The following is a 12485-nucleotide window of genomic DNA, read 5'->3' on the forward strand; positions in this document are numbered from 1 at the left end:
CTCCATGCGTTCGCCGAGCGGACGACGGCCGGTGCGTGAGGCGCCGGCCGGCGGGTGTCGCCGCCGCGTCCTCCGGTCGTCGGGCGGGGCCCGGATGCGGGATCAGCAGGCCCAGTTGGTCGAGGTGCTGATGGAGTCCAGCTTGGCCCAGGTCTGCGCGCCGACCTGACCGTCCTGGGAGAGGCCGGTACAGGCCTGGAACCGCAGCACCCTGCTCAGGGTGTCCTGTCCGAACGCGCCGTCGACGTTCAGGGGGGTGGTGTTCAGGGAGGAGTTGAGCTCGCACTGCAGGGCCTTGACGGCGTCGTTGTGCTCGCCGCCGCGCAGCAGCGGCTCCCAGGTCGTGTAGGTGGTCCCGCAGTAGCTGCCGGCCTGCGCCGCGGACGCGCTGCCCGCCGTGGCGACGCCGCCCGCGAACAGGAGGCCGGTCACTGCGAGGCCGGCGAGGATCTTGCGCATGGAGGTTCCCTTCCTCATGCCGCACACCCCCGGTGTGCGGTCGGTGGGTCCGGGTGAGTCGCACTCGGACGGCTCGAATCCTGCCTAGCGGGCGGGCGTCCCAACACGGAGGAACGGCATCAGGGATGTTCCGGGAATTTTCCCGCCGCCGGACGAGGGCCTCAGAACGGCCCGCCACCTGCGGGGACGTGCTCGCCGTGGGTGGCCGGGGGGTTGCGGGCGCCGCCCCCTCGGTCGGAGCGTCCCGGCCGGGGGCGTCGGGGTGCGGCTGACCAGGGGAGGGACGAGGGGGGTGGCGGGGCGCGTACCCTTTGAGGTGACAGAGTCCGGACAGCGGCGGCAGCCGTCGCGCCGGACGGGGACAACTGACTAAGGACTGAGCGACCCTGGCACGCCGTACGCCCGACGGTCCTCCGCCCGCGCCGACGGTGCAGCGGATCCGTCTCCGCTACACCAAGCGCGGCCGGCTCCGCTTCACCAGCCACCGCGACTTCCAGCGCGCTTTCGAGCGCGCCCTGCGCCGGTCCGCCGTGCCGATGGCCTATTCGGCCGGCTTCACCCCGCACCCGAAGGTGTCCTACGCCAACGCGGCCCCGACCGGGGTGGCGAGCGAGGCGGAGTACCTGGAGATCGGCCTGGCCGCCCTCCGTGACCCGGAGGAACTGCGGGCACAGCTGGACGAGTCGCTGCCGACCGGACTGGACGTGATCGACGCGGTCGAGGTCCGGACGCCGAACTTCGTGGAGCGCCTGGAGGCCTCCGAGTGGCTGCTCCGGCTGGACGGCGTCGAGTCGCAGGAGGCCGCCCGCGCGGTCGCGGTGTTCCTCGCCGCGGAGCGGGTCGAGGTCGAACGCGTGACCAAGAACGGCGTGCGGGTCTTCGACGCGCGCGGTCCGGTGGCGGTGCTCGAGATCGCCGCGCCGCAGGTCGTCGACGGTGCGGACACGGCGGCCGAAGCGGACCGCAATGTTCGGACCGGCCGTGCCTGTGCGATACTGCGCCTGGTAGTACGACACGCCACACCCGCCGTACGACCCGACGACGTATTGTCCGGTCTCCGTGTGACGGCCGACCTGGCGCCGCCGGTCCCCGCAGAGGTGACCAGGCTGGCGCAGGGGCCGCTCGACGAGGAGTCCGGCACGGTGACCGACCCGCTGGCGCTCGACCGCGCCGCGGCTCCGGCCGGCTGACAGCCGCCGGGGTTCGCGGGGCCGCGTCCGCCTGACGGGCGGAGGCCGGGCCCAGTGCCTCACTGGGCCCGACGGTCCTCCAGGTTCCCGCGGCTCCCCAGGGGAGCGAGCGTCGTCGCAGCACAGGCCGGCCACCTGAGGCCCGCCGACCAGGAAGGTCGGTGGGCCCGGGAACCCCGTCCGGGAGCCACCCGGGGTTGGGGAACGGCGCAGCTTGGGAAAACCTCAGAAGACTGGTCAGACCAGAAGACTTTCGACACCCCGCCGAGCGGCGGGGCGCCGAGCGAGACTACGAGCCCCTGTGCGGCCTCGCGTCCGCGCGGCGGCACCGTGAAAGGGTCCGGCCCGAGCATCGTCACGATGCCGGCCGGCCACGGGTGCCGTGCCGTGCCCGGATGTGGAGCCCGGGGGCCTGACGGGAGATCCACCCGCATGCTCGATAACACCGATCCGCAGCAGAACGCGGCGACGGAACAGAACGAGACCGCCGCGACCGGCGGCGAGGGCACCTCCGCGGCGCCGCCGCGCCGCCGTCGCCGTGCGGTGTCCCGCCCGGCGGGCACCCCGCAGGGTGCGGCCGCCGAGACGGCCGAGACGGTCATTCCGGCCGAGGCGCCCGTCGCCGAGGCGCAGGCCGCACCGGCCGCCGAGCCGGTGGCCGAGAAGCCGGTCCGGGCCCGCCGGACCCGCAAGCGCGCCGAGGCTCCGGCCGGGACGCCGGAGACGACCCCGGTCGTGGCCACCGAGCCGGCCGCCGCCGAGAAGACGACCGCGAAGGCGAGCGCGAAGGCGACCGCGAAGCCGGTCGAGAACGCCGCTGAGCCGGCCGCCGAGCCGGTGGCCGAGAAGCCGGTCCGGGCCCGCCGCACCCGCAAGCGCGCCGAGGCGCCCGCCGGGGCGCCGGCCGCCGCCGAGACCCCGGCCGAGGAGCCCGCTGCCGCCGCCCCGGTGGCCGAGGCCCCCGCCGCCGAGGAGGCTGTCGAGGAGGCCCCCGCCGCTCCGGCCCGCCGGGCCCGTCGCCGCCGCGTGGTCGAGGCCGCGCCGGTCGTCGAGACCTCCGTCGAGGAGCCCGCCGTCGCGGAGGAGCCCGTCGAGGAGGAGCCGGTCGAGGAGCCCGTGGCCGTCCAGCCCGCGCCGGTCGCCGAGCCGACCCACCGGGTGCGCCGCCGTGCGGTCCGCCCGTCCACCGCGATCTTCCAGGCTCCGGTGTTCCAGGAGCCCGCCGCCGGCCCGGCCCCCGCCGCGCAGCCGCAGGCGCCGCAGCAGCCCGCCGCCGCTCCGGCGCCGGTGGAGGCTCCGGTCGCCGCGCAGCGCGAGGAGGACGAGTTCGAGTACAGCGGCGTCGGCCGCCGCCGCCGGGTGCGCACTTCGGTGCGGGTGCAGCCGCCGAGCCGTTCGAAGGCCGCCGAGAGGAAGGCCGCCGAGAAGGCCGAGAAGGCTGAGAAGGCCAAGGTCATCGAGCGGGCGAAGGCCGCCGAGAAGGCGAAGCCGGTCGAGCGGGTCGTCGAGGTGCCGGTCGAGGCGCCCGTCGTCGAGGCCCCCGTCGCCGGTCCGGAGACCGAGGGCGAGTGGGAGGACGACCGTCCGTCGCGCCGTCGCCGTCGGGGCGGCCGCCGTCGTCGCCGTGGCGAGGCCGAGGAGTTCGAGGCCGAGGCCGTCGAGACCGGGCAGTCCGTCGTCGAGGAGCCGGCCGCGGACGTCGAGGAGGACGTCGAGGACGACGACGACCTGGCCGCCGGCCTGTCCTCGTCCCGCCGTCGTCGCCGTCGTCGCCGCCGCAGCGGTGAGGCCGGTGCCGTCGAGACCGCCGAGACCACCGAGGACGGGGTCCGCACGGTGGTGAAGGTGCGCGAGCCGCGCCGCCGTTCCACCGAGCCGTCCTTCGACCCGGACGAGGTGCAGTCCATCAAGGGCTCGACCCGTCTGGAGGCGAAGAAGCAGCGCCGCCGCGAGGGCCGCGAGCTGGGCCGCCGCCGGGTGCCGATCATCACCGAGGCCGAGTTCCTGGCCCGCCGCGAGTCGGTCGAGCGCGTCATGGTGGTGCGCCAGAACGGCCAGCGGACCCAGATCGGCGTCCTCGAGGACGGCGTGCTGGTCGAGCACTACGTCAACAAGGAGCAGGCCACCTCGTACGTCGGCAACGTCTACCTGGGCAAGGTCCAGAACGTGCTGCCGTCGATGGAGGCCGCCTTCGTCGACATCGGCAAGGGCCGCAACGCCGTGCTGTACGCCGGCGAGGTCAACTTCGGTGCGCTGGGCCACGGTGGCCCGCGCCGGATCGAGTCGGTGCTGAAGTCCGGCCAGTCCGTGCTGGTGCAGGTCTCCAAGGACCCGATCGGCCACAAGGGCGCCCGCCTGACCAGCCAGATCTCGCTGCCCGGCCGTTACCTGGTCTACGTGCCCGAGGGCTCGATGACCGGCATCTCGCGCAAGCTCCCCGAGAACGAGCGCGCCCGGCTGAAGCAGATCCTCAAGAAGATCGTCCCGGACGACGCGGGCGTCATCGTGCGCACCGCCGCCGAGGGCGCCTCCGAGGACGAGCTGACCCGCGACGTCCAGCGGCTGCAGCAGCAGTGGGAGGACATCCAGAAGAAGGCCGCGACCGGCAACGCCCCCGCGCTGCTGTACGGCGAGCCGGACATGACCGTCCGGGTCGTCCGCGACATCTTCAACGAGGACTTCACCAAGGTCATCGTCTCCGGCGACGAGGCGTGGAGCACCATCCACGACTACGTCTCCAACGTGGCCCCGGACCTCGCCGAGCGGCTCCAGCGGTGGACCTCCGAGGTGGACGTGTTCGCCACCTACCGGATCGACGAGCAGCTGATGAAGGCGCTGGACCGCAAGGTCTGGCTGCCCAGCGGCGGTTCGCTGGTGATCGACCGCACCGAGGCGATGGTCGTCATCGACGTCAACACCGGGAAGTTCGTCGGTCAGGGCGGCAACCTGGAGGAGACGGTCACCCGCAACAACATCGAGGCGGCCGAGGAGATCGTGCGCCAGCTGCGGCTGCGCGACCTCGGCGGCATCATCGTGATCGACTTCATCGACATGGTGCTGGAGTCCAACCGGGACCTGGTGCTGCGCCGACTGCTGGAGTGCCTGGGCCGGGACCGGACCAAGCACCAGGTGGCCGAGGTCACCTCGCTGGGCCTGGTCCAGATGACCCGCAAGCGGGTCGGCCAGGGCCTGTTGGAGTCCTTCTCCGAGCCGTGCGTGCACTGCAACGGCCGCGGCGTGATCGTTCACATGGAGCAGCCGAGCGCCCACGTCCACACCCCGGCCGTGTCGGCCGAGGCGGCCGCGGGCAGCAGCAAGCGCCGTCGCCGGGGCAAGGGCGGGGCGGCCGTCGAGGAGCCGCAGGCCGTCGAGGCCGCGGTGGCCGAGGTGGTCGTCGAGGGCGAGCCGGTGCGCGAGGAGATCGAGGGCCAGCTGGCCCTGGAGGTCCCGGGCGTCGAGGCGGAGGCCGTCGAGGAGGCCCCGGCCGCCCAGCCGGACCTGGTCGAGATCCCCGCCGCCCCGGCGGCTCCGGCCGGCCGCACCCGCCGCCGCGCGGTCCGCAAGGCGACGGCTCCGGCCGGGGCGCCGGGCGAGGCCGAGATCGTGGTGCTCCAGGCGCGGGCCGACGCGGCGCTGGAGGCGGCCCTGGAGGCCGCCAACCCGGTCGCCCCGGCCGTGGCGACGCCCGAGGCCGTCGAGGCCGTGGAGGCCGTCGTCGAGGCGCCCGCGGCGGAGGCCCCGGCCGTCGAGACCGCGGAGGCCGTCGTCGAGGCTCCGGCGGCGGAGGCCCCGGCCACCGAGGCCGAGGCCGAGGAGCCGCCCGCGGAGGAGGCTCCGGCGCCCAAGAAGCGGGCCGCCCGCAAGACCGCCGCGAAGAAGACCGCCGCCAAGAAGACGACCACGGCGGCCAAGAAGACCACCGCCCGCAAGACCGCGACCAAGCGGACGAGCGCGGCGGCCAAGAAGGCGGCGGCCGCCGAAGGTGATACGGCGGCCGAGTAGTGCCCACGCGCCCGGGGCGGGACCCTTCCCGCCCCGGGCCGTACGGGCCGGTTTGCCCCCCGGGCGGCCGGTCCGTATTCTTGACCCTCGGCGTGTCTACGCCACACGCTCCCGAGCACATCACCTTCCCGAAGCGCCGCGTTCGCGCGGCAGCGGGCGGGGAGAGGCCCCTGTGTCCGTACCCAGGTGGCTGGCGTCGGGAGTTCCGACCGAGTAAGGAAAGCAGGTACCGCATGTACGCGATCGTTCGCGCAGGCGGCCGCCAGCACAAGGTCGCCGTCGGCGACGTGCTGGAGATCGACCGTATCGAGGCCAAGCCGGGTGACTCGGTCGAGCTCTCGACCATCCTGATCGTCGACGGCGAAGCCGTCACGTCCGACCCGTGGGTCCTGGCCGGTGTGAAGGCCCACGCCGAGGTCGTCGACCAGACCAAGGGCGACAAGATCGTCATCCTGCGCTACAAGAACAAGACCGGCTACCGCCGTCGCCAGGGTCACCGTCAGAAGCACACCGCGGTGCGCATCACCAGCATCGACTCGGTCAGCAAGTAAGGGGATAGCGAGATATGGCACACAAGAAGGGCGCAAGCTCTACCCGCAACGGCCGTGACTCGAACGCCCAGCGCCTCGGCGTGAAGCGCTTCGGCGGCCAGGTCGTCTCCGCCGGCGAGATCCTCGTGCGCCAGCGCGGCACCCACTTCCACCCGGGTGCGGGCGTCGGTCGCGGTGGCGACGACACCCTGTTCGCGCTGACCGCCGGTGCCGTGCAGTTCGGCACCCGCCGCGGCCGCAAGGTCGTCAACATCGTGGCCTCCGAGGCCTGAGTCACACCAGACTCACAGTGAAGGGTGGGCCGGAATGTTCCGGTCCACCCTTCATGCTTTACGCAGGTAGCAGCAGACTTTCGCACACTGGAGGCACACCATGACCACCTTCGTGGACCGCGTCGAACTTCACGTCGCCGCGGGTAACGGGGGCCACGGCTGCGCCTCCGTGCACCGGGAGAAGTTCAAGCCGCTCGGCGGCCCCGACGGCGGCAACGGCGGCGAGGGCGGCAGCGTCATCCTCACCGTCGACGCGCAGATCACCACCCTGCTGGAGTACCACCACTCGCCCAAGCGCAAGGCCACCAACGGCAAGCCCGGCGCGGGCGGCCACCGCACCGGCGCGGACGGCGGCGACCTCGTCCTGCTGGTGCCGGACGGCACCGTGGTGCTGGACCGCAACGGCGAGGTGCTGGCCGACCTGGTCGGGCACGGCACCAGCTTCGTCGCCGCCCAGGGCGGCCGTGGCGGCCTCGGCAACGCCGCGCTGTCCTCGGCCCGCCGCAAGGCGCCCGGCTTCGCGCTGCTCGGCGAGCCCGGCGAGGCCCGCGACATCGTGATGGAGCTCAAGTCCGTCGCCGACGTGGCCCTGGTCGGCTACCCGAGCGCCGGCAAGTCCTCGCTGATCTCGGTGCTCTCGGCGGCCAAGCCGAAGATCGCGGACTACCCGTTCACCACCCTGATCCCCAACCTCGGCGTGGTCACCGCCGGCGACACCGTCTACACCATCGCCGACGTGCCCGGCCTGATCCCCGGCGCCAGCCAGGGCCGCGGCCTGGGCCTGGAGTTCCTGCGGCACGTCGAGCGCTGCTCGGTGCTGGTGCACGTGCTGGACTGCGCCACCCTGGAGCCCGGCCGCGACCCGCTGACCGACCTGGAGACCATCGAGGCCGAGCTGGCCGAGTACGGCGGTCTGGAGGAGCGCCCGCGCCTGGTCGCGCTCAACAAGGTGGACGTGCCGGACGGCCAGGACATCGCCGACCTCACCCGGGAGTCCCTGGAGGAGCGCGGCTACCGGGTGTTCGAGGTCTCCGCCGCCTCCCGCAAGGGCCTTCGCGAGCTGAACTTCGCGCTGGCGCAGATCGTCGCCGAGGCGCGCGCCGCCAAGCCGGTCGAGGAGTCGACCCGGATCGTGCTGCGGCCCAAGGCCGTTGACGACGAGGGCTTCACCATCACGGAGGAGGACGGCGCCTACCGCATCCGCGGCACCAAGCCGGAGCGCTGGGTCCGCCAGACCGACTTCTCCAACGACGAGGCCGTCGGCTACCTCGCCGACCGGCTGGCCCGCCTCGGCGTCGAGGACAAGCTGTGGAAGGTCGGGGCGCACGAGGGCGACACCGTCATCATCGGCCCGGACGAGAACGCCGTCGTCTTCGACTGGGAGCCGACCATGGCCGCCGGCGCCGAGATGCTCGGCCGCCGCGGTGAGGACCACCGCCTGGAGAGCCCGCGCCCGGCGGTCGACCGCCGCCGCGAGAAGCAGAAGGGCCGGGACGCGGCCGAGGCCGAGTTCCTCGCCTTCGAGGCGCTCTCCAGCACCCGCCCGGCCGCCATCGACGAGGGCGACGACGAGGAGTGACCCGGCCGGCGGGACGCGTCCCGAGCCGGCCTGGGCGAACGGCCCCCACCACCCTCCGGGGCGGTGGGGGCCGTTCGCGTGTCCGGCCCCCGTTCGGAACCGACGGGGCGTCACTTTCGTCGGGCCCGCGGTCAGGGACCGTACCGGCCCCGGCCCGCCGGCCGTCCGGACCGGCGATCCGGCCGTGGCGGCGCCGTGGCCGGGGCGGGTCCGGACGGTGAAACACCCTGCGGGCGACCTGCGCGGATCGCGTAGATTTCGGGGGTGACGGCCGGGCCCGGCCCGCCGCACCCGCACCACACCGGAAGGGCGTACAGCGAGATGAGCGAGGACTCACTGCGCGAGGAGGTGCTGACCGCCCGGCGGATCGTCGTCAAGGTCGGCTCCTCCTCCCTCACCACGGCGGCCGGCGGCCTGGACGCCGACCGGGTCGACGCCCTGGTCGACGCGCTCGCCAAGGTGCGCAGCCGCCCGGACGCGCCCGAGGTCGTCCTCGTCTCCTCCGGCGCCATCGCCGCCGGCCTGGCCCCGCTCGGCCTGGACAAGCGGCCCAAGGACCTGGCCCGTCAGCAGGCCGCCGCCAGCGTCGGCCAGGGCCTGCTGGTCGCCCGCTACACCGCCTCCTTCGCCCGGTACGGCATCCGGGTCGGCCAGGTGCTGCTCACCGCCGAGGACGCCAGCCGGCGCGCCCACTACCGCAACGCCTACCGCACCCTCGACCAGCTGCTGGCGATGGGCGCGATGCCGATCGTCAACGAGAACGACACCGTCGCCACCGCCGAAATCAAGTTCGGGGACAACGACCGGTTGGCCGCGCTGGTCGCCCACCTGGTCCGGGCCGACCTGCTCGTGCTGCTCTCCGACGTGGACGGCCTCTACGACGGCGACCCGGCCCGGCCCGGCACCAGCCGGATCGACGAGGTGAGCGGCCCGCACGACCTCGACGGCGTCGAGATCGGCAGCGCGGGCAAGGCCGGCGTCGGCACCGGCGGCATGGTCACCAAGGTCGAGGCGGCCCGGATCGCCACCGGCGCGGGCATCCCGGTGGTGCTCACCGCCGCCAGCCAGGCCGCCGACGCGCTGGCCGGACGGCGCACCGGCACCCTGTTCCTGCGCACCGGCAGCCGCACCTCCGACCGGATGCTCTGGCTGGCCCACGCGAGCAGCCCGCGCGGCGCCCTGCACCTCGACGCGGGCGCCGTCACGGCCGTCGTCTCCGGCGGCGCCTCGCTGCTGCCCGCCGGGGTCACCAAGGTGGACGGGGAGTTCACGGCGGGTGATCCGGTGGACCTTCTTGCCGAAAACGGCCACATCGTGGCTCGCGGACTGGTCAACTTTGATGCGAGGGAGTTGCCCCGCCTGCTCGGCCGGTCCACCCGTGACCTGGCCCAGGAGTTCGGCGCCGCGTACGAGCGTGAGGTCGTCCACCGCGACGACCTGGTCGTTCTGCGCGGCTGACCGGCCGGTGTGCCGGTACCGGCCGATCGGCAGAGCGCGGTGGGCGGGCCGCTCCGCACGGGGAGCGGCCCGGCCGCGGGCGAGGAGCGGTGCAGCCGTACCGGTCGGCCGCGGGCCGGCGGGTCCGGTGCGGGGGACGACACGACATCGCCGAACAGGAGGCCGCCGGTGGAACGCAGAAGCGAGGCAACGCTGACCGCAGGGACGGCGGGCCGGCGGCTGACCAGCATCGACGGCGGACGCGGGGACGGACCCGCCGAGCCGGCCGGTCCGCCGCCGCAGGGGCCCGGCGGGATGCGCAGGCCGCGGTCGCAGCACGCGGACCCGGGGGAGCCGCCCACCGTGCCCGAGCAGGCCCGGCTCTGGCACGTGGTGCTGAGCGTGTCCGGGCAGGTCACCCCGCTGTCCTCGCTGCGGGCCTCGCTGGAGCGGCTGGCGCACGACCACTCGTTCTTCCTCACCGCCCGCTACGCCGCCGACCACGCCGAGATCCGGTACTGGGAGCAGGCCCGGGACCTGCACGACGCGGCGGCGATAGCGCTGCGGCTGTGGGGCGAGCACAAGGTCACCGCGAACCTGCCGCCGTGGGAGATCGTCGGCCTGGAGGTGGTCGACCGGGCGACGTACCACAAGCGGGTGGCGGAGGGCTTCGGCGATCCGCCGCCGCACCTGGGCGGGGTGCACCCGTACTGAGGGGGACGCCCCCGGGCACGGTCCCCGGAATGAGGGGGACGCCCCCGGGCGCGGTCCCCGGAATGAGGCCCGGAGACGGGTGAGCCACAGGGGAGAACCGTCCCGCCAGGCCGTCTCACCGGGCGAAATGGCCGCTCGGCGGGCCCTGCGCAGTCGCTACCCTTGGCGCATGAGCAGCGACCTCGCCACCGCCGACAGCCCCGTCCTCGCCGTAGCGCGCCGAGCCCGGGAGGCCGCCGCCGCGCTCGCCCCGCTGCCGCGCAGGGCGAAGGACGCCGCGCTGCTGGCGATCGCGGACGCCCTGGTGGCCCGCAGCGCCGAGATCACCGCCGCCAACGCCGAGGACGTGGCCCGCGCCCGCGCGGCCGGCACCGCCGAGTCGGTGATCGACCGGCTGAGCCTCGACCACGAGCGGATCGCCGCGATCGCCTCCGACGTGCGCGACGTCGTCGGCCTGCCCGACCCGGTCGGAGAGGTGCTGCGCGGCTACACCCTGCCCAACGGCCTGGACGTGCGCCAGGTGCGGGTGCCGCTCGGCGTGGTCGGCATCATCTACGAGGCCCGGCCGAACGTCACGGTGGACGCCGCCGCGCTCTGCCTCAAGTCCGGCAACGCCGTGCTGCTGCGCGGCTCGGCCTCCGCCTACCGCTCCAACACCGCGCTGGTCGCCGTCCTGCGGGACGCGGTCGCCGCGGCCGGGCTGCCCGCCGACGCCGTCCAGCTCGTCCCGGGCGAGAGCCGGGACTCCGTCCAGGAGCTGATGAGGGCCCGCGGCCTGGTCGACGTGCTGATCCCGCGCGGCGGGGCCTCGCTGATCCGCACGGTGGTCGAGGGCTCGACCGTGCCCGTGATCGAGACCGGCACCGGCAACTGCCACGTCTACGTGGACGCGCAGACCGACCTGGCGATGGCCGTCGGCATCCTGCTGAACTCCAAGGCGCAGCGGGTCAGCGTCTGCAACGCGGCCGAGACGCTGCTCGTCCACCAGGACGTCGCGGACGCCTTCCTGCCGCTCGCGCTGGCCGCCCTCGCCGAGGCCGGGGTGACCGTGCACGGCGACGACGCGGTGCGCAAGGCCGCCGAGGGCGGCGCCGCCACCGTGGTGCCCGCCACCGACGAGGACTGGGGCGCCGAGTACCTGTCCTACGACCTGGCCGCGGCCGTGGTGCCCTCGCTGGACGCCGCCGTCGAGCACATCCGCCGCTGGTCCTCCGGCCACACCGAGGCGATCGTCACCACCTCGCAGGCCGCCGCCCGGCGCTTCACCCGGCTGGTCGACTCGACCACGGTGGCCGTCAACGCCTCCACCCGCTTCACCGACGGCGCCGAGTTCGGCTTCGGCGCGGAGATCGGCATCTCCACCCAGAAGCTGCACGCCCGCGGCCCGATGGGCCTGCCCGAGCTGACCAGCACCAAGTACATCGTCACTGGTGACGGGCACGTGCGCGGCGAGGCGACGCAGACCGTGGGCGGGGACGCGGACGTGCGCTGAGCGCGGCCCGCGCGGCGGGCCGGCCGGGCCCCGGGGCGGTCCGCGGCGGCCCGCGTCACACGTGTGACGGACCAACTGCGATGAGCCACAGACAAATCGGCCGCCCGGTAATACGCTGAAGCCGTGGCTGACGATGTGGGGGGCTCGCCGTACCCCGACGGCGCCGACCACGGTGGTGCGGACGACGAGTTCGCCACCGTGGTCTTCGATGAGGCCTTCGTCCGGTCCGCCGCCGTGCACGAGCCGACGGCCAAGGAGCGGCAGCTCGCCGCCGCCGAGGCCCGGTTCGAGCCGGACACCGCGGGCCCGGTCTGGGGCTATGACGTCACCGCCGGGGACGGGCTGCCGCTGGAGCTGCGCCCGCACCCGAGCGGACTCGACGACGACCACCTGTACTCCGATCCCTGGTCGGGCCCCGGCCGGGCGCCCGGCCGCCCGGGCCGCCGCCGACGCGGCTACGACCCGGCGCGCGGGCGCGGGCGGTACGTGGCCCAGCAGCGTTGGCACCGGCCGGTGGCCTGGGTGCTCGCCGTGATCATGGGCGTGAGCCTGGTGGCCGTCGCGGTCGCGGCGATCTACCAGGGCGTGGGCGGCTCCTCCGGCGCGCCCCGGCGCCCGGAGTCCGGCAGCAGCAGCCCCGGGACCGACCCGAGGCCCGCGCCCGCCGAGCCGTCGCTCGTGGTCACGGCACCTGCGGGGTGACGTCGTAGGGCGTGGCGCAGGGGTGGTGCGCGCCGGGGCGGGCGGTTGCGGGGCGTTCCCGGGAATCTGCGGTCGCACCCTCGTGGA

10 protein-coding genes are annotated in these 12485 nt (G+C 74.5%); 9 read left to right on the forward strand and 1 reads right to left on the reverse strand.

The window, feature by feature from the left end; all coding sequences use genetic code 11:
- Positions 1-102: 102 nt before the first annotated feature.
- Positions 103-477, reverse strand: a complete 375-nt coding sequence (locus tag ACIP37_RS07115; RefSeq protein ID WP_363586418.1) for a peptidoglycan-binding domain-containing protein — start codon at positions 475-477, stop codon at positions 103-105.
- Positions 478-887: 410 nt separating this feature from the next.
- On the opposite strand from ACIP37_RS07115, the gene ACIP37_RS07120 reads away from it, so the two are divergent.
- The 9 genes from ACIP37_RS07120 to ACIP37_RS07160 all read left to right on the forward strand — a co-directional run bounded on the left by ACIP37_RS07120 (position 888) and on the right by ACIP37_RS07160 (position 12398).
- A complete protein-coding gene (locus tag ACIP37_RS07120; protein ID WP_363629191.1) occupies positions 888-1649 on the forward strand; it encodes a TIGR03936 family radical SAM-associated protein in 762 nt (253 codons plus the stop codon).
- Between the two features lie 432 nt (positions 1650-2081).
- Complete coding sequence (locus ACIP37_RS07125) at positions 2082-5651, forward strand: ribonuclease E/G (RefSeq protein ID WP_400843507.1); 3570 nt, start codon at positions 2082-2084, stop codon at positions 5649-5651.
- A gap of 233 nt (positions 5652-5884) precedes the next feature.
- A complete protein-coding gene (rplU, locus tag ACIP37_RS07130) occupies positions 5885-6202 on the forward strand; it encodes a 50S ribosomal protein L21 (RefSeq protein ID WP_280677087.1) in 318 nt (105 codons plus the stop codon).
- 14 nt (positions 6203-6216) lie between these two features.
- Positions 6217-6474, forward strand: a complete 258-nt coding sequence (gene rpmA, locus ACIP37_RS07135; RefSeq protein WP_360211510.1) for a 50S ribosomal protein L27 — start codon at positions 6217-6219, stop codon at positions 6472-6474.
- A gap of 100 nt (positions 6475-6574) precedes the next feature.
- Positions 6575-8053 (forward strand): GTPase ObgE, encoded by a 1479-nt coding sequence (gene obgE, locus ACIP37_RS07140; RefSeq protein WP_363586415.1) that lies wholly within the window; start codon positions 6575-6577, stop codon positions 8051-8053.
- Positions 8054-8374: 321 nt separating this feature from the next.
- Positions 8375-9511 (forward strand): glutamate 5-kinase, encoded by a 1137-nt coding sequence (gene proB, locus ACIP37_RS07145; protein WP_400805360.1) that lies wholly within the window; start codon positions 8375-8377, stop codon positions 9509-9511.
- Positions 9512-9679: 168 nt separating this feature from the next.
- Positions 9680-10204, forward strand: coding sequence for a hypothetical protein (locus ACIP37_RS07150; RefSeq protein WP_400332296.1), 525 nt, complete (start codon positions 9680-9682; stop codon positions 10202-10204).
- A 169-nt stretch (positions 10205-10373) separates the two neighbouring features.
- On the forward strand, positions 10374-11696 hold the full coding sequence (locus tag ACIP37_RS07155; protein ID WP_400805362.1) for a glutamate-5-semialdehyde dehydrogenase: 1323 nt from the start codon (positions 10374-10376) through the stop codon (positions 11694-11696).
- Positions 11697-11819: 123 nt separating this feature from the next.
- The gene (locus tag ACIP37_RS07160) at positions 11820-12398 is read left to right on the forward strand and encodes a hypothetical protein (RefSeq protein ID WP_363586412.1); all 579 of its coding nucleotides are present in this window, start codon (positions 11820-11822) and stop codon (positions 12396-12398) included.
- Positions 12399-12485 lie beyond the last annotated feature (87 nt).

This window comes from Kitasatospora sp. NPDC088861, from assembly GCF_044750105.1.
Classification (GTDB): Bacteria; Actinomycetota; Actinomycetes; order Streptomycetales; family Streptomycetaceae; genus Kitasatospora.

Coding starts and splice junctions, on each gene's coding strand:
- ACIP37_RS07155 (WP_400805362.1), top strand. CDS start 10,374: ATGAGCAGCGACCTCGCCACCGCCGACAGCCCCGTCCTCGCCGTAGCG.
- obgE (WP_363586415.1), top strand. CDS start 6,575: ATGACCACCTTCGTGGACCGCGTCGAACTTCACGTCGCCGCGGGTAAC.
- rpmA (WP_360211510.1), top strand. CDS start 6,217: ATGGCACACAAGAAGGGCGCAAGCTCTACCCGCAACGGCCGTGACTCG.
- rplU (WP_280677087.1), top strand. CDS start 5,885: ATGTACGCGATCGTTCGCGCAGGCGGCCGCCAGCACAAGGTCGCCGTC.
- proB (WP_400805360.1), top strand. CDS start 8,375: ATGAGCGAGGACTCACTGCGCGAGGAGGTGCTGACCGCCCGGCGGATC.
- ACIP37_RS07125 (WP_400843507.1), top strand. CDS start 2,082: ATGCTCGATAACACCGATCCGCAGCAGAACGCGGCGACGGAACAGAAC.
- ACIP37_RS07115 (WP_363586418.1), bottom strand. CDS start 477: ATGAGGAAGGGAACCTCCATGCGCAAGATCCTCGCCGGCCTCGCAGTG.